This is a genomic window from Amycolatopsis sp. BJA-103 (genome assembly GCF_002849735.1).
In the GTDB taxonomy this organism is placed as follows: Bacteria; Actinomycetota; Actinomycetes; order Mycobacteriales; family Pseudonocardiaceae; genus Amycolatopsis.
Map to the genome: position 1 here is coordinate 2,690,150 of NZ_CP017780.1, position 19,275 is coordinate 2,709,424.

At 68.8% G+C, this 19,275-nt stretch carries 19 protein-coding genes; 14 read left to right on the top strand and 5 right to left on the bottom strand.

The window, feature by feature from the left end; all coding sequences use genetic code 11:
• Positions 1 to 159: 159 nt before the first annotated feature.
• A complete protein-coding gene (locus BKN51_RS11395) occupies positions 160 to 756 on the bottom strand; it encodes a TetR/AcrR family transcriptional regulator (protein ID WP_101607606.1) in 597 nt (198 codons plus the stop codon).
• Between the two features lie 202 nt (positions 757 to 958).
• On the opposite strand from BKN51_RS11395, the gene BKN51_RS11400 reads away from it, so the two are divergent.
• The 5 genes from BKN51_RS11400 to pip all read left to right on the top strand — a co-directional run bounded on the left by BKN51_RS11400 (position 959) and on the right by pip (position 5,197).
• Positions 959 to 1,357 (top strand): hypothetical protein, encoded by a 399-nt coding sequence (locus BKN51_RS11400; RefSeq protein ID WP_101607607.1) that lies wholly within the window; start codon positions 959 to 961, stop codon positions 1,355 to 1,357.
• 32 nt (positions 1,358 to 1,389) lie between these two features.
• The gene (locus BKN51_RS11405) at positions 1,390 to 1,986 is read left to right on the top strand and encodes a DUF3558 domain-containing protein (RefSeq protein WP_101607608.1); all 597 of its coding nucleotides are present in this window, start codon (positions 1,390 to 1,392) and stop codon (positions 1,984 to 1,986) included.
• Positions 1,983 to 3,338, top strand: a complete 1,356-nt coding sequence (locus BKN51_RS11410; RefSeq protein ID WP_101607609.1) for a hypothetical protein — start codon at positions 1,983 to 1,985, stop codon at positions 3,336 to 3,338. Before BKN51_RS11405 ends, BKN51_RS11410 begins: the two co-directional genes overlap by 4 nt.
• Positions 3,339 to 3,362: 24 nt before the next feature.
• Positions 3,363 to 4,094: an ESX secretion-associated protein EspG gene (locus BKN51_RS11415; protein ID WP_101607610.1), complete on the top strand. Its 732-nt coding sequence runs from the start codon at positions 3,363 to 3,365 to the stop codon at positions 4,092 to 4,094.
• A gap of 155 nt (positions 4,095 to 4,249) precedes the next feature.
• A complete protein-coding gene (gene pip, locus BKN51_RS11420; RefSeq protein WP_168214316.1) occupies positions 4,250 to 5,197 on the top strand; it encodes a prolyl aminopeptidase in 948 nt (315 codons plus the stop codon).
• A 59-nt stretch (positions 5,198 to 5,256) separates the two neighbouring features.
• Here pip and BKN51_RS11425 read toward each other — a convergent pair whose 3' ends face one another.
• Positions 5,257 to 6,447 (bottom strand): Glu/Leu/Phe/Val dehydrogenase dimerization domain-containing protein, encoded by a 1,191-nt coding sequence (locus tag BKN51_RS11425; protein ID WP_101607612.1) that lies wholly within the window; start codon positions 6,445 to 6,447, stop codon positions 5,257 to 5,259.
• Between the two features lie 160 nt (positions 6,448 to 6,607).
• Between BKN51_RS11425 and BKN51_RS11430 the strand changes: the two genes are divergently transcribed.
• The 7 genes from BKN51_RS11430 to BKN51_RS11460 all read left to right on the top strand — a co-directional run bounded on the left by BKN51_RS11430 (position 6,608) and on the right by BKN51_RS11460 (position 14,244).
• The gene (locus BKN51_RS11430; RefSeq protein ID WP_101607613.1) at positions 6,608 to 7,531 is read left to right on the top strand and encodes a LysR family transcriptional regulator; all 924 of its coding nucleotides are present in this window, start codon (positions 6,608 to 6,610) and stop codon (positions 7,529 to 7,531) included.
• Between the two features lie 130 nt (positions 7,532 to 7,661).
• On the top strand, positions 7,662 to 8,918 hold the full coding sequence (locus BKN51_RS11435; protein ID WP_101607614.1) for a glutamate-cysteine ligase family protein: 1,257 nt from the start codon (positions 7,662 to 7,664) through the stop codon (positions 8,916 to 8,918).
• Positions 8,915 to 10,264, top strand: coding sequence for an ergothioneine biosynthesis protein EgtB (egtB, locus tag BKN51_RS11440; protein ID WP_101607615.1), 1,350 nt, complete (start codon positions 8,915 to 8,917; stop codon positions 10,262 to 10,264). Before BKN51_RS11435 ends, egtB begins: the two co-directional genes overlap by 4 nt.
• Before the next feature lie 5 nt (positions 10,265 to 10,269).
• The gene (gene egtC, locus BKN51_RS11445) at positions 10,270 to 11,034 is read left to right on the top strand and encodes an ergothioneine biosynthesis protein EgtC (protein WP_101607616.1); all 765 of its coding nucleotides are present in this window, start codon (positions 10,270 to 10,272) and stop codon (positions 11,032 to 11,034) included.
• Positions 11,031 to 12,008: an L-histidine N(alpha)-methyltransferase gene (gene egtD, locus BKN51_RS11450; protein WP_101607617.1), complete on the top strand. Its 978-nt coding sequence runs from the start codon at positions 11,031 to 11,033 to the stop codon at positions 12,006 to 12,008. The genes egtC and egtD overlap by 4 nt, the downstream gene beginning before the upstream one ends.
• Before the next feature lie 46 nt (positions 12,009 to 12,054).
• Positions 12,055 to 12,477, top strand: a complete 423-nt coding sequence (locus BKN51_RS11455) for a nitroreductase family deazaflavin-dependent oxidoreductase (RefSeq protein ID WP_101607618.1) — start codon at positions 12,055 to 12,057, stop codon at positions 12,475 to 12,477.
• A 156-nt stretch (positions 12,478 to 12,633) separates the two neighbouring features.
• A complete protein-coding gene (locus tag BKN51_RS11460) occupies positions 12,634 to 14,244 on the top strand; it encodes an alpha/beta hydrolase (protein WP_101607619.1) in 1,611 nt (536 codons plus the stop codon).
• 126 nt (positions 14,245 to 14,370) lie between these two features.
• On the opposite strand, the gene BKN51_RS11465 is transcribed toward BKN51_RS11460, so the two are convergent.
• From BKN51_RS11465 to BKN51_RS11475, 3 genes are read right to left on the bottom strand one after another with little or no spacing between them, the layout of a single operon-like run.
• The gene (locus BKN51_RS11465) at positions 14,371 to 14,727 is read right to left on the bottom strand and encodes a darcynin family protein (RefSeq protein WP_101607620.1); all 357 of its coding nucleotides are present in this window, start codon (positions 14,725 to 14,727) and stop codon (positions 14,371 to 14,373) included.
• A 15-nt stretch (positions 14,728 to 14,742) separates the two neighbouring features.
• Positions 14,743 to 15,633 carry an SDR family oxidoreductase gene (locus BKN51_RS11470; protein ID WP_101607621.1) on the bottom strand — a complete coding sequence of 297 codons (891 nt, stop codon included), beginning with the start codon at positions 15,631 to 15,633 and terminating at the stop codon, positions 14,743 to 14,745.
• Positions 15,634 to 15,646: 13 nt separating this feature from the next.
• Positions 15,647 to 17,074: an MFS transporter gene (locus BKN51_RS11475; protein ID WP_199193045.1), complete on the bottom strand. Its 1,428-nt coding sequence runs from the start codon at positions 17,072 to 17,074 to the stop codon at positions 15,647 to 15,649.
• Positions 17,075 to 17,230: 156 nt separating this feature from the next.
• On the opposite strand from BKN51_RS11475, the gene BKN51_RS11480 reads away from it, so the two are divergent.
• Together BKN51_RS11480 and BKN51_RS11485 are read left to right on the top strand one after the other, a co-directional pair.
• Positions 17,231 to 18,127 (top strand): LysR family transcriptional regulator, encoded by an 897-nt coding sequence (locus BKN51_RS11480; protein WP_101607622.1) that lies wholly within the window; start codon positions 17,231 to 17,233, stop codon positions 18,125 to 18,127.
• Positions 18,128 to 18,680: 553 nt separating this feature from the next.
• A complete protein-coding gene (locus BKN51_RS11485; protein WP_101607623.1) occupies positions 18,681 to 19,157 on the top strand; it encodes an MgtC/SapB family protein in 477 nt (158 codons plus the stop codon).
• The last annotated feature ends 118 nt before the right edge of the window (positions 19,158 to 19,275 follow it).

The window sequence follows — 19,275 nt, forward strand, 5'->3', positions numbered from 1 at the left end:
TGCCGGCGGGGACGGGGTCGGCAGGAAGGTCCTTGGAACAGCCGGGTGTGCCACCCGGCTCGATACTGTCACCAGGTGACTGCGCGTCGCGCACGAAAAGAGTCACTCCTCAATCGGGATCAACAGACACCGCCGCTGTACTGCGGCGATAGGACAATCTTAACGCGTTCCCCCGGCCGCGCGGGCGCGGTGCCGCCGCACGCTCTCCTCGACCAGGTCGAGGACGGGGCCGAGATCGTCGCCCGGCTGGCCCATCGCGAGGTGCGAGACGAGCCCTTCGAGGACGAGTTCGAGGTAGGCGGTCAGGACGTCGACGTCGACATCGTCGCGCAGGATCCCGGCGTCGCGCTGGCGCAGCAGGCGGCGGCGGGTCGCGGCGGTCAGCTGCTGGGACCGCTCGGCCCAGCGGGCCCGGAACTCGGGATCGGTACGCAGCCGACGGGAGACCTCCAGCCGCGTGCCGAGCCAGTCGGCGGGGTGCTCGCTGCGGTTCGACAGCAGGTCGCGCATGACCTGGACGAGGCCCTGCTCGGCGACGACGTCGGCCATGCGGACCGCGTCGTCCTCGGCCAAGGCCAGGAAGAGGGACTCTTTGTCGCGGAAGTGGTGGAAGATCGCGCCCCGGGAAAGGCCGGTGGCCTCCTCGAGCCGCCGTACAGTGGCACCCTCGTAGCCGTAGCGCGCGAAGCACACGCGGGAGCCGTCGAGGATCTGGCGCCGGCGTGCGTCGAGGTGATCCTGGCTGACCCGTGGCATCCTGGAATCCTGTCACCGGGGACCCGGTTAATGCAATCCGTACGTACGTACTGTGACCAGTTCGCGGGATGATTGATCCGTCCGGGAACCTTGCGGCCGCGAAACACGTCCGAACACTCGGCCGGATCGGCTGACACGCCGTCGGCCACTTGGCTACTCTTTGTCCATCACGGTGAGTGAGTGCTGAGGGGAAGGTGCGGGCGTGAACATCATCGGCGACGCCGCGAGCGCGATCAAGGCCGTCTGGGGTGACCTGACCACGCCGAAGGAACCGACCGTTTACGGCGGTGGGGGCGGCGGAGGCGGCGGGTTCGAGATGAGCCCCGAGGAGCTGAAGACCGTCATCGGGCTGTGGGAAGACGAGCTGAAGAAGGTCTCCGAGGACGGTATGAAGATCGCGGACATTCTCGCCGAGCTGATGCCGCCAGGTCAGGACGACGCCAGCTCCAGCTATGTCAATTCCGGTGTCGACTCCTTGCTCGCCCTGCAGAAGCAGAACGACTCGATGAAGGTCTACATCGAGGGCTACATCGCGAAGCTCGAAGTCGCCCGTTCGAAGACCATGGCCACCGACGCGGCCAACACCCTGCGCACGACCTGAGGATGCCGAACGTGTTGAGGAATCGCGCTGCCATGGCGGCGCTCGTGTTCGTTTCCGTCGCGGTCGCCGGCTGTACGGGGGAGACCCCCGGTACAGCGACGCCGACCCCGGGAACCTCGCCGTCGTCTGCTTCGTCGGCCGCGCCGGAGGACCCGAACGTCCCGAAGGTGGCGATTCCTTTGGACGCTTCGGCGTACGTCGGTGACGCCTGCAAGCTGCTTCCTGCGGCCTCGGCCGCGGAGCTGGGCTTCACCGAGCCGGGTAAACCGAGGTCCGAAACCAGCAACCCTGGTTGCGGCTGGTCCATCAGGGGCAAGGCGGACACGCTGCAGATCATTCTCGGCAGCGGTAACCGCGAGAAGGGCATGGGCGGCCTGGCCGGCCTGCACAAGGCCAAGAAAGCCGGGCAGTTGAGGTTTCTGGAGCCGGGCCCGGACGTCGACGGCTATCCGACCGTCTACTACGGAATCCAGGACCGGCGAGCGGGTGGCAACTGCGACCTCGCGGTCGGCGTCGCCGACGATCTGACGATCAACACCCTCGCGGGCGGCTACGGCAATGAGCAGGAATCCTGTGGGACCGCGCAGAAACTCGCGTCGGCCGTGATCAAGACACTCAAGGGGGCATGAGGGTGGACGGCAAACAGATCTACGAGAACTTCACCCAGGGCGACACGCGCAACCTACGCAGCGCGGCCGATCGCATCTCGGACCTTTCGGACGCCTATGTCGATCGCGGCATGGCGATCAAATCGCTGCAGTCGCGGATGAGCTCGTCCTGGACCGGGTCGGCCGCCGACGCGGCCAACGCCGGTGCCGGTCCTCTCGAGCAGGCCTTCAAGGAGACGGCGGACCCGCTGTTCACCACCAAGGCCTCGGTCATGACGCAGGCCGACAGCTTCGACGACTCCGGGCAGACGGTCGTCCCCGTTCCGCCGAAGCCGGACAAGCCCAACCCCTGGACCACCGGCCTCAAGGGCGCGATCCCGATCGCCGGGCCGTTCATGGTCAACAACGACATCAAGAACTACCAAGAGGGCGTCGCGAAGCACGAGGCGGCGAACCAGAACAACGTCCGGGTGATGGACCAGTACGACTCGGTCACCAGCAGCACGAGCGCGAGCCTGCCGACCGACTACGGCGTGCTGAAGAACGACGGTGCGAACGTGAGTGTGAAGGTCGGCGATGGGCCCGGCCCGATCGATCCGCCGCCCTACCTCCCGCCGAAGCGCCCCACGAAGCGCGGCGGTGGTGACGAGAACGACGGCACCGACACCAGCGGCACGGACAGCAACGGCACCGACCGGAATCACACCGGCGGCAACGACCAGAACCAGAATCAGAACCAGAACAAACCGGGCACCGGCGAGGACCGTCCCGGAGGATCGAAGGACCGGCCAGGTCCGGAGATCACGACGCCGACCCGGAAGCCCGGTCCTGGCGACACGACGCTTCCGTCCGGTGGCGGCAAGGGCAAGCCCGGCGGCGGGACCACGGAGATCCCGGGCCGGAATCCCGGGCGCGGCACCGGCGACCCGGAAGACGCCCTCGGCCTGACCAACGGCCTCAACCAGAACTACGGCCCCGGTGGCGGTGGGCCCAATCAGCCCGGAACCGGCGGCGGACGCAACCTTCCCGGGCCCAACACGGCCGCGGGCAGGCTTCTCGGCGGCGAAGGGGGCACCGGTGGCCGCGCGGGCGGTCCCGGTGGGCCGGGTGGACCCGGTTCCGGTGGCCTCGGCTCGGGCAGGGGCTCCGGTATGGGCGGCCTCGGCGGCGGTATGGGTGGCGCCGACCTGGCGGGTGGCCGTGGAGGAGCGGGCCGCGGCGGCGGTCAGATGGGACCGATGGGCGCGGGCGGCAGGCGTGCCGAAGGCGACGAGGACGACGAGCACCAGCGTCCCGACTACCTGATCGAGGCCGACCCCGACGCGATCTTCGGCACCGACCAGCGGACCAGCCCGCCGGTCATCGGCGAGTAGCGGATGACCGTCAGAACAGGCCGGGTGGACGTCCCGGTCGAAGCCTTGGCGGTGCTCGCCGAACGCGAACGCGTCGGCGACCTGCACATCACGCTGCGTCCCGAACCGCGCTGGCTGTCCAGGACGGCCCGCGCGGAGGCGGACAAGCGAGTGGAAGCCGCCTTGGCGCAAGCCGGGCTGCTGGACTCGAGCGGCCGCGCGTCGGTCGACTTCCTGGACTGGCTTCCGGTGCTCACGAAACCGGCCATCGAGTACTACGGCTGGGTGAACGCCGGCGGCCAGACCTACGGCGTCCTCGCCGCGTCGCTGGGCATGCAGGCGGTGCTGGCGGTGGCGTCCGGCGACTGGGTCGGGCTGCAGGAGATCGACCGGCGACGGCTGCCCGAAACGCTGATCGAACAGTTGCCGCCCGTTCCCGCGGGCGGTGGCAGGCTTCGCACGGTCCGGGCGTACGAGCTCGAAGAGGCGGCGCGGCGTGGCCCGGACACGCATTCACTGCCGCCGGTGATCGCGGACATCGTCAGCCTCGTGCAGCGGCCGGTCGAGGGGAGCGGCGAGCTCTACGTCGGCAAGCGGGACGAAGTCGGCAGGCATGTGGCTGTGGAAGATCCGCTCCACTTCGCCGACACCGACTGGGGCCGGTACCTCAGCTACACGACCGGGCAAGGCAACGACGCGGTGGTCCACATCGGACCCGCCGGACCTCCGGAGCTGGCGGACGCGCTTCGGCACGTTTCCAGCACTCTGGGCGGCTAGCGACCGACTGGTACGTGAAGGCCCCCTTCATTGCGTCTAGCGCAGGGAAGGGGGCCTTCACGTACTCGGGCCAAGAAACCGCGCGCATCGAGTCTTCGTTCCGGGCTATTGTGACAGCGCTGTTGTATTTCTGGCGGGTCTGGGAGGACGAGGACATGACACGGCTGTATCCGGAGATCGAACCGTACGACCACGGGATGCTCGACGTCGGCGACGGGCACCTCGTGTACTGGGAGGTCTGCGGGAACCCCGACGGCAAACCGGCCGTCACGCTGCACGGCGGTCCGGGAACCGGCTGCAGCGCGGGCCTGCGCCGCTACTTCGACCCGGCCAAGTACCGCGTCGTGCTGTTCGACCAGCGGGGTTGCGGCCGGAGCACGCCGCACGCGGGCGAGCCCGAGGCGGATCTTTCCGCCAACACCACCGGCCACCTGCTCGCCGACATGGAGAAACTGCGTGAGCACCTCGGGATCGAGAAGTGGCTGATCTTCGGTGGGTCCTGGGGTTCCGTGCTCGCGCTGGTCTACGCCGAGCGGTATCCGGACCAGGTCTCGGAGATGGTCCTGATGGGCCTGGCCACCGGGCGCCGGAGCGAGACCGACCTGCTCACGCGCGGCCTCGGTGGCGTCTTCCCCGAGGCGTGGGCCACGTTCCGTGACGGTGTTCCCGAGACGGACCGAGACGGCGACCTGGCGGCGGCGTACCTCGAGTTGCTGATGGACCCGGACCCTGCGGTGCACGAGAAGGCGGCGGCCGCATGGTGTGCCTGGGAGGACGCGATCATCCCGACTTCGCCGCCGTACAAGAGTTTCGAGACGCCGAAGTTCCGGCTCGCCTTCGCCAGGCTGGTCACGCACTACTGGAGCCAAGGGTCCTTTTTGGACGAAGGCGTGGTCCTGCGGGAGGCCGAGAAGCTGGCCCACATCCCCGCCGTGCTCGCCGAAGGAAGCCTCGACCTGGGCAACCTCATCGGTACCCCGTGGGAGCTCGCGCACGCCTGGCCGGGCAGTGAACTGGTCGTCATCGACGAGGTCGGCCACAGCACGCAGGACGAGCCGATGCGTGAGGTCCTCATCGGCGCCACCGACCGTTTCGCTTCCTGAGTCCGCATGAAGGCCCCTTCCCTCAGGTCGGCCGAGGGAAGGGGCCTTCACGCGCACAGTCAGGGAATGACGAGAACGGGGGCGGTTTCGGGTGCGGTGGCGGCGTCCGAACGGGTGGTTTCGGCGAGTCGCAGGCCGGTGGTGCGCGGAGCGATCCGGTCCAGGTTCCACGAACTCAGCAGCAGTGCCACCTTCGCCCGCATCTCGGTCCGGAGCCGCAGGAAGGAGTCGGCGGGGTCGGCGCCGACCTGGCCGAGCAGGAGCCACCAGGCCCACGCGGCGGCACCGGCGTTGGCGACGAAGTCCGGGATCACCGGGATGCCACGGGCCTCCAGGCCCGCTTCGGCGTCGGGCGTGGTCGCCGCGTTGGCCGCCTCGATGACGACCTTCGCTTTGACGGAGCCCTGGTTCGCGGCGCGCAGCGCGTAGGAGATGGCCGCCGGGACGAAGATGTCGGCCTCCGTCGCCACGATCTCGTCGCGGGGGAGCAGTTGGACGTCCGCTGGGAGCCTGCTCCGGTCGATCTCGCCGTACGCGTCACGCAGGTCCAGCAGCGCCGGGATGTCGAGGCCTTCGGGCCGGTACAGCGTCCCGGCCGCGTCGGCGACCGCGACGACCCGCATGCCCGCTTCGTGCAGGTACCAGGCCGCGCCGCCGCCCATGGTGCCGATGCCCTGCACGGCGACCGTGGTCTTGCCGGCCTGCCACTCCCACGCGTCGGCGACACCGAGACAGGCCTGTGCGACGCCGTAGCCGCCGATGACGTCGCCGAGCAGGAGCCCGCCGGGGACCGGGGTGGTCAAACCGGCCTGCACGCGGCGAAGGGTCTGCGACGGATCGGCCGAACGGCGGATCGCGGCGTGGTACGACTGCTCGAGCCCCAGCTTCGCGAACACCTCGTCGATCAGATGCTGCGGCACGCCGAGGTCCTCGGCGGTCACCCAGTGGTTGTCGATCCACGGCCGCAGGAACGAGCAGAACCGTTCCAGCACACCGAAAGCCCGCTCGTCCTTCGGATCGAAGTCGATACCGCCCTTGGCCCCGCCGACCGGCAGGCCGAAGGTCGCGGTCTTGTTCGCCATCCCCCTCGCCAGGTCCTCGACCTCGGACATCGTGCAGCCCGCGCGCATCCTGGTCCCGCCGGTCGCGATACCGGAGACCAGGCTGTGCACTACGAGGTAGCCGGTGGCACCGGTGACGGGGTCGGTCCAGATGAGCCTCATCAGCGGTTCGGCGTTCCTCGCGGCCATGCGGCCACCTCCTTCGGGATTCGGGTCGTGCTGCGCCACTTCCGAGGGTGCGCCCCACCGGGCACGGGCGTCTATTTACCGAATCTGAACGATGACGTGCAGAGAAACTGGTGTAACGCGCCATCCGGCATCCGCGACCGCGCCCGATTACGTTGGAGACATGGAGCTTTCGTTGCACCGCCTGCGGATGCTCCGCGAGCTGAGCAGGCGCGGCACAGTCACGGCGGCCGCCGCTTCGCTGCACTACACCGCTTCGGCGGTGTCACAGCAGCTGGCTCAGCTGGAGCGGGACGTGGGCGCGAAGTTGTTCGAACGATTCGGCAGACGGGTGCAGCTGACCGAACTGGGGTTGCTGCTGACCGAGCACGCCGAGGAGATCCTGGGGTCGGTCGAACGGGCGACACTGGCGCTGGAGGAGGCGCAGGAGACGGTCTCGGTCCGGCTCATGGCCGGTGTCTGGGCCTCCGTCGCTTCGGGGCTGTTGCCGAACGCGCTGGCCGTGCTCGCGGGAGAGCATCCGGGGATCCAGGTCCGGACGCGGGAACTCGCGCCCGAGGACACCGCCGACGCCGTGCGTGACGGCGAGCTGGACCTGTCGTTCGTGATCGACTACTCCGACGCGCCGATGCCGTGGGACGCGGGCCTGGAGCGTGCGGTGATCGCGGTCGAACGGCTGCACGCCGCGGTGCCCGCCGGCGCCGTGCCCGCCGGAAGCGCGTCGTTGCTCGAACTGGCCGAGCATCCGTGGATCCTCGCCAGCCCGAAGAGCCACTTCGGCCGCGCGGTGCGCACGGCGTGTCACCGGAACGGGTTCGACCCCAAGATCAACCACGAGGTCGAAGAGCAGTCGACGGCGATGGCGATGGTCCGCGCGGGGCTGGGGGTGACCCTCGTGTCCGACCTCGGGCTCGGCCTCCGTCCACCGGGGATCGACGTCGTCGCGTTGACCACACCGTTGCTCCGAACGGTTTCGATCGCTTACCGGACGACGTCGTCGCGGCGGCCCGCCCTGCAGCTGGTGATCGAGGCCGTGCGCAACGCGGCAGCTGCGCTGGGACTGGGTACCGAGCCCGCTTTGCCCTGATTCGTCCCGTCCTAAAAGGTGGTCCGCAGATCCAGCCCGGTAGGAACGCACCTGAATTTGTCGGACCCCGCGTGTAGCGTCCGAAGTCAAGGTTTCTCATTGATCGGACTACCGACTGGACGGCGGGAAGATGACAACTGTTCATGATTTCCCCGAGAAGTCCGGGAGCGCGTCGAACGCGACGGCGAAGGTCCTGTCGGACCGCGCCGAAGGTGAGGCGTATGTGGCTTCCGTGTGCTTCAAGCACGGGCCACCGAGACTTCTCGGCGTAGAGCTGGAATTCACCGTGCACTACGCCGACGAGCCCGCCCGGCCTCTCGACCCCGACGATCTCGCCACCGCGCTCGGCCCGCACACCCCGCGGACATTGCGCCCCGACAGCCCCGCCCTCCCGCTTCCGGCAGGTTCACCGCTGAGCCTCGAGCCCGGATGCCAGGTGGAGATCTCCGCTCAACCACAGACCACGCTGCGCCACCTGGACGCCGTCGTCTCGGCCGATCTGGCCCACCTCGAAAGCCTTCTCTCCGCCCAAGGCCTGTACCTGGGTGACACCGGGATAGACGGGCATCGTGCCCCTGTCCGCAAACTGGGCACGCCCCGCTACGCCGCGATGGAACGCCGCTTCGCCCCGATGGGCGATGGGGGCGCGACGATGATGTGCAACACCGCCGGCCTGCAGATCTGTGTGGACGCGGGCAAGGTGGACGACCTGCCCCTCCGCTGGGCCGCCGTCCACGCGCTCGGCCCGCCCTTGCTGGCCACCTTCGCCAACTCCCGGATCCACGCCGGACGCGACACGGGTCACGCGTCCGCGCGCTGGCTGGCCGTCATGAACACGGAAAGGGCCCGCACCCGTTCGGCCGAGTCCGAGCGGGACCCCGCTGGCGATTGGGCCCGGCGGATCCTGGACACCCCCTTGATGGTCCTGCCCCGGCAGGACGGTTCCTGGGACGCGCCGCCGGCGCTGACCTTCGCGGACTGGATCGAGGGGCGCGAAACGGGCCTGGGCAGGCCGACGGAAGACGACCTGGCCTACCACCTGACGACCATGTTCACCCCGGTCCGGCCACAGGGGTACCTGGAGATCCGCTATCTGGACGCGCAGCCCGCCGCCAGGTGGCTGCATCCGGTGGCCCTGCTGACCGCGCTGCTCGCGCGCCCGTCCACAGTGGACAAGGTGCTCGGGCTGTGCGAACCGGTCGTGGGCAGGTGGGAGCGCGCGGCCCGATTCGGCCTCGCCGACCGGGCGATCGCCGCCGTCGCGAGCGAGGTGGTGGACCTCGGCTGTGCCGAACTCGGCATGACCGGTCTGCCGCCGGAGACCATCAGCGAGATCAGCGAGGGTGTGCAGTCCCTCGTGCACGGTTCGAGGAGCCACCAGTCATGAGCGTGGAAAGCACCGAGACCAACCCGCTTCGCGCGCTGAGCCCGCAAGACCTGCGAGCTCACGCGGCCGAGGCGCTCACCAGGGCCCGCGAGCGCAGTGTCGCGCTGACCGACATCGACGACGAAGAACTGGTCCGTCAGCATTCGAAACTGATGTCGCCGCTGGTCTGGGACCTGGCGCACATCGGCAGCCAGGAGGAACTCTGGCTGGTTCGCGACGTCGGCGGACGCGAGGCCCTACGCCCGGACATCGACGACATCTACGACGCGTTCCAGCACGCCCGCGCGTCCCGTCCGGAGCTGCCGCTGCTGGGCCCGGAGGAGACGCGCAAGTACGTCCGCGAAGTCCGGGAGAAGTCCTTCGACATCCTGGAAAACGTTCCGCTGCAGGGCAGGCGGCTCACCGAGGACGCCTTCGCCTTCGGCATGATCACCCAGCACGAGCAGCAGCACGACGAGACGATGCTGGCCACCCACCAGCTCCGCAAGGGTGATCCGGTGCTGCACGCGCCGTCCCCTCCGCCGTCACGGTCCGGACGGCTGCCCGCGGAGGTGTTCGTTCCCGGCGGCGCCTTCACCATGGGCACTTCCGCCGAGCCGTGGGCGCTGGACAACGAGCGCCCGGCGCACGAGGTCGAGGTCGAGGCGTTCTTCATCGACACCACCCCGGTCACCTGCGGAGCCTATGGGGAGTTCCTCGACTCCGGCGGTTACCGGGATCCGAAGTGGTGGAGCGAGCGAGGCTGGGCGTACCGCAGTGAGCACGGCATCGACGCGCCGCGCTTCTGGAAGCGGGAGCAGGACGGCTGGTGGCGGACGCGGTTCGGCGTCTACGAGAAGGTGCCCGCCGCGGAGCCCGTCGTCCACGTTTCCTTCTACGAGGCCGAGGCGTACGCGGCATGGGCCGGGCGGCGCCTGCCGACCGAGCGGGAATGGGAGAAGGCCGCCCGGTTCGACCCCGCGACCGGGCGTTCGCGCCGGTTCCCTTGGGGCGACGAGGAACCCGCCCCCGAACACGCCAATCTCGGGCAGCGGCACCTGCGGCCCGCGGAGGTCGGCGCTTATCCGGCGGGTGCGTCGCCGTTGGGCGTGCACCAGCTGATCGGCGACGTCTGGGAGTGGACCAGCAGCGGGTTCGAGGCGTACCCGGGCTTCGCGGCGTTCCCGTACAAGGAGTACTCGGAGGTGTTCTTCGGCGGGGACTACCGGATCCTGCGCGGTGGTTCGTTCGGCACGGACGCGGCGGCCATCCGCGGCACGTTCCGCAACTGGGATCACCCGATCCGGCGACAGATCTTCTCCGGGTTCCGCTGTGCCCGGGACGCGCGGCCGGGCGAGGTGGCCTGACCGGCATGTGCCGTCACCTCGCGTATCTCGGCGAGCCGCGTTCGCCCGCCGAGATGCTCTTCCATGCCCCGCATTCCCTGCTCGTGCAGTCCTACGCCCCGGCCGACATGCGGGGCGGCGGCTCGGTCAACGCGGACGGGTACGGCCTCGGCTGGTACGCCGAAGGTCCCGATCCGCTGCGGCTGCGCCGGTCCGCTCCCTTGTGGACGGACGGGGACCTGCCCGCCCTGGCCGGGTCGGTGCGGTCGCACGCCTTCATGGCGGCGGTCCGCAACGGCACGACCGGGATGCCGGTGGTCGAGGCGGCGAACGCGCCGTTCACCGGCGGCGGCTATCTCTTCAGCCACAACGGAATGGTGAAGGGCTGGCCGGCTTCGATGGCCGAGCTCGCCGCCAAACTGCCGATCACCCGCCTGCTGACGCTGGAGGCGACCACGGATTCGGTACTGCTGTGGGCGTTGCTGCGTGAGCGGCTCGAAGCGGGCGAAGACCCGCTGGCCGCCGTCACGTGGCTGACCAGTGCGGTCGAGGAGGCGGGGCCGGGTTCGAGGCTCAACCTCCTGCTGACCGACGGCCGGACCCTCATCGGTACCGCGTGGACGCATTCCCTGTCCTATCGGGACACCGGCGGAGGTGTGCTCGTCGCGTCGGAACCGTGCGACGGCGACCCCGGCTGGATCCCCGTTCCCGACCACCACGCCGTCCGGGTCACCGGCGAAGGCGTGCGAATCCTCCCCCTCGAAGCCGATCGGAGCCCTGAGGCACGATGACCGAAGTGGATCTCGACGTACACCACAGCGAGTCGGACATCACCGAGCAGCTGCGCGCGGACGTCCGCGCCGGCCTGGCGGCGGACCAGAAATGGTTGTCGCCCAAATGGTTCTACGACGCGCGCGGCAGCGAACTGTTCGAGAAGATCACCGCCCTTCCCGAGTACTACCCGACCCGCAGCGAACGGGAGGTGCTCGGCGGACGCGGCGGCGAGATCGCGGAAAGCTCCGGCGCGCACACCCTCGTCGAGCTCGGTTCCGGATCGAGCGAGAAGACCCGGCTCCTGCTCGACGCGCTCACGAGCCACGGCACGTTGAAGGAGTTCGTGCCACTCGACGTCTCCGAAACCGCGCTCGCCGAAGCCGCCGAAGCCATCACGGCCGACTACCCGTCCCTTGAAGTCCGTGGCGTCGTCGGTGACTTCACCCAGCATTTGGACCTGCTGCCCGGTGACCGTCCCCGCCTGGTGGTCTTCCTCGGCGGCACGATCGGCAACTTCCTCCCCGAGGACCGGGCGACGTTCCTGCGTTCGGTCCGCGAAGTGCTCGACGAGGGGGAGTGGCTCCTGCTCGGGACGGATCTGGTGAAGGACCGGGAAACGCTGGAGCGTGCCTATGACGACGCGGCCGGGGTCACGGCCGAGTTCAACCGCAACATGCTCCACGTGATCAACAACGGTCTCGGCGCGAACTTCGACCCGGCCGCCTTCGACCACGTTTCGTATTGGGACGAAGAGAACGAATGGATCGAAATGCGGCTGCGTGCCCGTGAGCCGCTGACGGTCGACATCCCGGGCGCCGATCTGCAGGTGAAGTTCGCCGAGGGCGAATACGTGCGCACCGAGATCTCCGCGAAGTTCCGGCGGGAGGGCATCGCAGAGGAACTGGCCGAAGCCGGTTTCTCGGTGGAGAAATGGTGGACGGACTCCGAATCGCGGTTCGGGGTGAGCCTGGCAAGATCTGTCCGTGGCTAACCCTCTTACGCTCCTCGCTCGCGCGCTCGGCACGAAACCGTGGCTGATGGGGCTCGCGGGCGGGATCATCTGGGTGGACAAAAGGCTCCACCGGCTGTTCAAGGGGAAGGTGAGCCTGGTCGCGCTGGCCGGGCTCCCTTCCCTGCGGCTGACCACGACCGGCCGCAAGAGCGGGCTGCCCCGCAGCACCAACCTGCTGTACTTCCCGCACGAGGGGGATTTCGTGCTCGTCGGCTCCAATTGGGGGAGGCCGAACGATCCCGCGTGGACACACAACCTGCGCTCGCATCCCGACGCGGTCGTCGCGCTGGCCGGCAAGGAGATCCCGGTCCGGGCCAGGGAGGTCCTCGGCGACGAGTACGACGCGATGTGGAAGCTCCTCCTGGACTTCTGGCCGGGCTACTCCATGGAGGAGAAAGCCGCTCGCCGTGTGTTACCGATTTTCGAATTAAAGACCACCACTCGATAGGTTCATGCCATCCTTTCGGCCGGTGACTGGGTAACCGGCTTGTGCGAGGCTCGCTTGGTGTTACGCGCCGTGATGGCTACGGCGCGCCGAGCGACGTGTCCTGTCACGTCGTCAGCCGAGGGAGGAGTCGTTTTGCCGAGTTCCACAAGGAGGCCGGTGCGCGGGCTCGCACTGGTGGGGGCACTCGTGGCCGGTGCCGCGCTGACCGGGCTTTCGTCCGGTACCGCGGTCGCGGCCCAGGACGGCGGGACAGCCGCCGCCCAGGTCGGGGCCACGGCGGCGGTGAACTGGGGCGCCTGCACGGCGGACCAGATCCGCGGCGTTCCCGCCGACCAGGCCAAGTTCTACAGCTGCGCGCGGTATCGCGTGCCGATCGACCACGACAACGCGGCGCTCGGCACCATCGACATCGCGATGCTGAAGCGGGCGGCGAAGACGCCCGACAAGAAGGTCGGCTCGCTGTTCCTCAACCCGGGCGGCCCCGGGGGCTCCGGGTTCCGGATGCCGATCGGTGCGGCGAACTACTTCCAGCCGCAGGTGCTGGACCGGTTCGACCTGATCGGTTTCGACCCGCGCGGGGTCGGGGCCAGCAACCCGCTCAAATGCTTCACCACGCAGGAGGACGCGAACGACGTCTTCGCCGCGCAGATCCCCGTCCCGCTGTCGCGGCAGGAGATCTCCGGCACGCTGGCGTCGTACCGCGACTACGGGCAGCTCTGCAAGAACAACGCGGGTGCGCTCCTGAACCACATGTCCACCAAGGACGTGGTGCGTGACCTCGACAAGATGCGGGCGGGTGTCGGCGACCAGAAGCTGACCTTCGTCGGCTTCTCGTACGGGACCCTGATCGGGTCGACGTACACGTCGATGTTCCCGAAGCAGAGCCGCGCGATCGTCATCGACGGCAACGTCGACCCGGCGCTGCGCACCAGCGACGGCGTGCAGTACGACCGTGAGCGCGCTCGCGGGTTCGAGATCGCCTTGGACGCCTTCCTGCGCAAGTGCGGCCAGGTCGGGCCGAAGTGCTCGTTCAGCTCGGGCACGCCGCGGGAGAAGTTCGACGAGATCCGCACCTACCTGCGCCAGCAGCCGATCAAGCTGCCGGACGGGAGCAGCTACGACATCAACGCGTTCACCAGCACGGTGTCCGGGGTGCTGTACTCGCCGACGTCGTTCCCGCCGCTGGCCGACGACCTGCAGGCGCTGTACAACGTCGTCCACCCGCCGTCGGCGCAGACGCAGACGGCTCAGGCCGTCGAGCTGAAGGTGCTGCGGTCGGGCGCGAACGGCCGTGCGGACGCGGATCCGGACAGCCCGTACGTCGGTGACGACTCGTACTTCGCCGTGAACTGCTCGGACAAGAAGATCACGATCAAGCAGGACAAGGTCCCCGAGATCGCCGCGAAGTGGGAAAAGGAATCGCCCACTTTCGGTCGCTACCAGGCCTTCTCCGACGTCGCCGGCTGCCCGGTGTGGCCCGCGAAGAAGCCGGACGTCTACCGCGGCCCGTGGCAGGCCAAGACCGACACCCCGGTGCTGGTCGTCGGCAACTACTACGACCCGGCCACCCAGTACCTGTTCTCGAAGCGGATGGCCAACCAGTTGGGCAACGCCCGGCTGCTGTCGGTCGACGCCTTCGGGCACTGCATCCTGGGTGACTCGCTCGGCGTGGACAAGGTGACGGCCGACTACCTGATCGATCTGAAGGTTCCGGCCAACGGTCAGGTGTTCCAGCCGAACGTGCAGCCGTTCGAAACCACCGCCTGAACCTCGGGCACGTAATCGTGAAGGCCACCTTCGGGACTATCACCGTCCTGAAGGTGGCCTTCACGGCGTTCGTCTCCGGACGCGGGAAGAGGTCCGTGCGCGGTGGCCGAGCCGCTCCTCGCTAGCTCACGCGTCGATGCTCGCGTAGGCGTTCAGCCCGTAGTTCGTGGCGTACGCGTTCTCGACCCCGACCAGAAGGTCGACGACCTCGAAGTACCGGTCCCAGAACGGCGTCTCGCGCAGCACCTCGATGAGAAGCTGGTACGAGTGGTGATCGCGCGCCTCCCACACCCAGACGTCGGTCACTCGCGCGGAGTAGAACTCGGTGTCGAAGAACCGGGACCGGACTCCCTTCACCTTGTTCTCGATCGCCGGGAGGATTTCGGTCGTGAAGGCCTCCACACGCTGCTCGACGGTGAGGCCGAGCCATTCGGGTGTGGTCTTCACCAGCATGAAGGCGGTCACTTCGGTGGTTTCTGACATGGTGTTTCCTTTCGGTCAGGCGTAAGCGCCGGCTTCGATGTCCTCGACGAGGCTCGGTCCGAACGGGGCCCAGTCGAGGAGTTCGCGGGTGCGCGTGCTCGACGCGGACATGTCCAGTGCGAAGAACCTGCCGACGAAGCCGAAGTGCTCACCGGCGTCTTCCGGTGCGACAGACGTCACCGGGACGCCGAGCGTCCGTCCGACGGCTTCGGCGATTTCGCGGGTCGTGATGGCTTCTTCGGCGACGACGTGGAGCAGCGAGCCGGTGGGCGCGCCTTCGAGCCCCAGCCGGACGAGCCGGGCCGCGTCGGTGCGGTGCACGGCCGCCCAGGACGCGGTGCCTTCGCCGATGTAGGCCGAGACGCCGTGCTTGCGGGCGGCCGCGACGAGGGAGGAGACGAAACCGTGGTCGCCCACGCCGTGCACCGAGGGCGCGAAACGGGCGCTGATGACCCGCATGCCCTTCTCGGCGTATTCGAGGGCGAGGTTTTCACTTCCGCCGCGCATGGAATCGGGTCCGAAGGCGGGGGAGGGGTCGGCTTCGGTGGCAGGGCGGCCCTTGGCCAGACCCGAGAGGGCAGAGGCGAGCACGAAGGGCTGTCCGGTTCCGGTCAGCGCGCCGGCGATGGTCTCGACGGCGGCCCGCTCGGTCCGGTTGGACATGGCCAGGTTGCCCCAGTCGTGCTTGTTCGCCAGGTGGATGACGCCGTCGGCCTCGTCGGCGCCGGCACGGATGCCGTCGAGATCGTCGAGGTCACCGCGGCGTACGCGGGCGCCCTTCCGCTCCAGGGTGGCGGCGGAAGCGTCCGAGCGGGCGAGACCGGTGACCTCGTGACCGGCGTCGAGCAACTCGTCCACGATGGCCGAGCCGATCCAGCCGGTGGCTCCGGTGACGAAAACATGCATGGAACTGCTCCTTCTACTGATTCCCGCGGGTGCGGGAAAGTCGTGATTGCAGGACGACGAGCGCCCCGAGGACGAGCACGCTGACGCCGATCACCCGCAAGGCAGTGCTCGTGCCGGCGACGAACGCGGAGATCACTTCGGGGGCGCGGCCGGGCGTCGTGACGGCGAGGGCCTGCGCCACGGTGTGCGGATCGTGGTTCGCGCGGATGTCCGGCGGCAGCGCGTCGACGAACCGTCCGGTGAGGACGGTGCCGATGACCGCGACGCCGAGGGCGCTGCCGAACTCGCGGGTGGTGGCCTGCAGCCCGGCGCCGACACCGGCTTGTGCCGGGGGCAGCGAACCGGAGATGGCGGCGGACAGCGTCGGAAGGGCCAGCGTGACCCCGATACCGGTCACCACGAGCCAGGCCGCGTAGACGAGATACGGCGTCGAAGCGTCGCTTGTGGACAGTCCGATGAGGCCGCAGCCGCTGAAGGCGAACGCGACGGCGATGGTGGCGTCGACGCCGATGCGCTGGACCAGCCGCCCCACGTGCCGCGCGCCGACGATCACCGGAACGGTCATCGGGATGATCCCCAGCCCGGTCATCAGCACGCTGAATCCCTTGCCGTACTGCAGAAAGGACGCGTTGACGTAGAACAGCGCGAACATCCCGAAGAAGATCGCCGTCATGCCCAGGCAGGCGCTGCGCAGCGCGGGGACACGGAACAACCGGGGATCGAGCAGTGGATGCTCGGCCTTCAGTTCCACGAACGTCCACAGGGCGAACAGCACGACCGCGCCGGCGAACCCGGTCAGGACGATCGGGCTGCTCCAGCCCGCTTCGGGTCCTTCGACGATGCCCAGCAGCAGCGCGACAGTCGCACCGACGAGCAGGGCGGCGCCTAGAAGACTGAGGGGGCGGTCGTGACGCTGTGACACCGGCGCGATCCGGGCGACGGCCGCAGCGAGCACCAAGGCGAGTGGGACCGCGGCCGCGAACAGCCAGCGCCACGACCCGCCGGACAGCACCGCGCCGCCGCCGACGTTGCCGACGACACCGCCGATCCCGGTCATCGAAGCCCAGGTCGCGATGGTCACGCCCTTGCGCTCGGCGGGTACGGCGTGCAGCAGGACGGCGAGGGTGTTGGGCAGCACCGCGGCGGCCCCGATCCCCGTGATCGCCCGGCCCGCCAGCAGCACGGGCACGTTCGGCGCGACCGCCGACAGCAGCGCGCCGAAGGCGAACAGCACCAGGCCGGCGAGCAGGACCCCCTTGCGGCCGAAGCGATCGCCCGCGGCGCCGCCGGGAATCACGAGACAGGCGAAGAAAACGACGTAGGTGTCGACGATCCAGATCAGCGCCGACGCGGACGGCCGCAGGTCGCTCGCGGCCAGCATCGGGACCGCGAGGTTGATCGAGGCGACCATTCCGACGACGAGCACGACGGAGGCGCACATGACGGTCAGCAGGCCGCGCCCCGATACCGGGCGGCTCGCGGCAGCCTGGGATTCGTCGCGGATGGTGAGTCGGAGTGGCATGTCCATGACGGTATGGACCAGCGGGTACTTCGTGCCACGCAACATTGGCAACGACTAGTTGCGTACGATGCAACTATGGCCGACCAGCTGGACTTGAACCTGCTCCGGGTGTTCGACGCGCTGATGCAGGACGGGAGTGTGACGGCGGCGGCCGAGCGCCTGCACCTGTCGATCCCGGCGGCGAGCCGGGCGCTGGGCCGGTTGCGGCGGGCGATGGGGGATCCGATCCTGGTCCGTGCCGGCCGCGGGATGGTGCCGACCCCGTTCGCGCTCCGGACCGCGCCGCGCGTGCGGTCACTGCTCGACGAGGCGTCGGCCCTGATCAGTGCCGATCGAGAGCTCGCGATCGGCACTCTCGAGCGCACTTTCACCATCCGCATCAACGACGGCGTGGCCGCGACACTGGCGACGGCGGCCGTGGAGGCGACCGCCGCCGTCGCGCCGGGTGTGGTCCTGCGCTTCGTCGGGGAAGGTGCCGAGAGCGCCGAGGCGCTGCGAGACGGTTCGGTCGATCTGGACATCGGCGCCGGCGACATCGCGTCCCCCGACATCCGCTCGATGCTGCTGTACCACGAGCGAGTGGTCGGGATCGTCCGCGCCGACGGTCCGCTCGGCCGGGTCCGCCACCCGACGCTGGCGCAGCTTTGCCGCCACCCCCACGTTTCCGCTTCCCGGCGCGGCCGGGTCAGGGGACCGCTCGACGACGTGCTCGAAGCCGCCGGTCTCCATCGCCGGGTCGCGGCGACCGTTCCGACGTCCGCCGTCGCCGCGTTCCTCGTCGCGTCGAGTGACTACATCGGACTCGCGCCCCAGCGGCTCGCCGAACAGTACGGCCGGTCGCTCGGGATCCGCTGGTTCCCGATTCCCGCGGACCTCCCGGAGATCGAGGTGAGCCTGCTGTGGCACGCCCGGCTCGACGCCGATCCGGCCCAGCGCTGGCTGCGCGAAACGATCCGCGACGCGCTGTCCTAACGGAAATCCTGTCCACTCACCTGGCCCGCCGCGAGTATCGGACCGTGTCGGTCCAGGTGTCGCGGAGTGGCGATTCGGGTTCTGGTGGACCCGTATTTGCCTACCCACTGGATCCTCATGTCATCTTGGTGAGCTTGTTCTGGATGCTGATGTGGGTGAGTGGGGAGGATTTGGGACGTTGACCGTCTCAAATCTTCCCCGCTCCACGTTCGACCGTGTCATCTCGGACACTTCACCTTCGCCCAGGTAAGCAAATACCGGTCCGCTCTAGCCCGAATCGCCACTCACGACCACCTTGACCGACGCCTTCTGCTCCCGAGGCGTGTGTGAGCCCTTGCACGTGAGGGTGGCCGGACGGCGGTCCGGTGGTACAGTCCCGAAGGTTGATCAACACCGTTCGAGTACGAAAGCGAGGTGAGCGGCACATGCCGGAAGACAGTTCTGGAACGACCGGAAGCGGTCGCCGTTCACCCGTGTGCGCGGTGCGCTGACCTTTTCCGGTCGCCTTTTCCTGTCTGGCCTTGTGTACGCACGCCAGAAAAGAGCCGGAATCATGAACACCTTCGAAATGCTGCTCAGGGTCGGCACCGGCGTCGGGCTGGGCGCCGTCATCGGCATCGAGCGCCAGTACCGCGCCCGGATGGCCGGACTCCGCACCAACGCGCTCGTCGCCGTCGGTGCCACCCTTTTCGTCCTGTTGTCCGCCCACGGTTTCGGCGGGCTGAACACCAGTGGTGACGCCGACCCCACGCGGGTGGCCGCCCAGATCGTCTCCGGAATCGGGTTCCTCGGCGCCGGCGTGATCCTCAGGGACGGGCTGAACGTGCGCGGGCTCAACACCGCCGCCACGCTGTGGTGCTCGGCGGCCGTCGGATCCCTTGCGGGAGCGGGACTTTACGTCGTCGCGCTCGCCGGGACCGCGGTGATCGTCGGAGTCAACGTGCTGTTGCGCCCGCTCGGCCACGTGCTGGACCGTCGCCCCGAGAACCGGGAAGAGTGCTCGGAGCAGGAAGAGCGCGAAACGGCTTGACGAGATGCAGGGGCCGGAAAGCGGCGTCTCCCGGCGGGATTCCCGGTTCATGTTCCCAATGTCGCATTTGAGTCACTGAGCGTCTCAAATGCGACATTGGGAACATGAACCGCTGAGA

What these genes read in the sequence shown, in the direction of transcription:
- BKN51_RS11410 (WP_101607609.1), top strand. Translation starts at nt 1,983, where the DNA reads ATGAGGGTGGACGGCAAACAGATCTACGAGAACTTCACCCAGGGCGAC.
- BKN51_RS11435 (WP_101607614.1), top strand. Translation starts at nt 7,662, where the DNA reads ATGACAACTGTTCATGATTTCCCCGAGAAGTCCGGGAGCGCGTCGAAC.
- BKN51_RS11395 (WP_101607606.1), bottom strand. Translation starts at nt 756, where the DNA reads ATGCCACGGGTCAGCCAGGATCACCTCGACGCACGCCGGCGCCAGATC.
- BKN51_RS11480 (WP_101607622.1), top strand. Translation starts at nt 17,231, where the DNA reads ATGGCCGACCAGCTGGACTTGAACCTGCTCCGGGTGTTCGACGCGCTG.
- BKN51_RS11405 (WP_101607608.1), top strand. Translation starts at nt 1,390, where the DNA reads ATGGCGGCGCTCGTGTTCGTTTCCGTCGCGGTCGCCGGCTGTACGGGG.
- BKN51_RS11485 (WP_101607623.1), top strand. Translation starts at nt 18,681, where the DNA reads ATGAACACCTTCGAAATGCTGCTCAGGGTCGGCACCGGCGTCGGGCTG.
- egtC (WP_101607616.1), top strand. Translation starts at nt 10,270, where the DNA reads ATGTGCCGTCACCTCGCGTATCTCGGCGAGCCGCGTTCGCCCGCCGAG.
- pip (WP_168214316.1), top strand. Translation starts at nt 4,250, where the DNA reads ATGACACGGCTGTATCCGGAGATCGAACCGTACGACCACGGGATGCTC.
- BKN51_RS11475 (WP_199193045.1), bottom strand. Translation starts at nt 17,074, where the DNA reads ATGTGCGCCTCCGTCGTGCTCGTCGTCGGAATGGTCGCCTCGATCAAC.
- BKN51_RS11430 (WP_101607613.1), top strand. Translation starts at nt 6,608, where the DNA reads ATGGAGCTTTCGTTGCACCGCCTGCGGATGCTCCGCGAGCTGAGCAGG.
- egtD (WP_101607617.1), top strand. Translation starts at nt 11,031, where the DNA reads ATGACCGAAGTGGATCTCGACGTACACCACAGCGAGTCGGACATCACC.
- BKN51_RS11455 (WP_101607618.1), top strand. Translation starts at nt 12,055, where the DNA reads ATGGGGCTCGCGGGCGGGATCATCTGGGTGGACAAAAGGCTCCACCGG.
- BKN51_RS11465 (WP_101607620.1), bottom strand. Translation starts at nt 14,727, where the DNA reads ATGTCAGAAACCACCGAAGTGACCGCCTTCATGCTGGTGAAGACCACA.
- BKN51_RS11425 (WP_101607612.1), bottom strand. Translation starts at nt 6,447, where the DNA reads ATGGCCGCGAGGAACGCCGAACCGCTGATGAGGCTCATCTGGACCGAC.
- egtB (WP_101607615.1), top strand. Translation starts at nt 8,915, where the DNA reads ATGAGCGTGGAAAGCACCGAGACCAACCCGCTTCGCGCGCTGAGCCCG.
- BKN51_RS11470 (WP_101607621.1), bottom strand. Translation starts at nt 15,633, where the DNA reads ATGCATGTTTTCGTCACCGGAGCCACCGGCTGGATCGGCTCGGCCATC.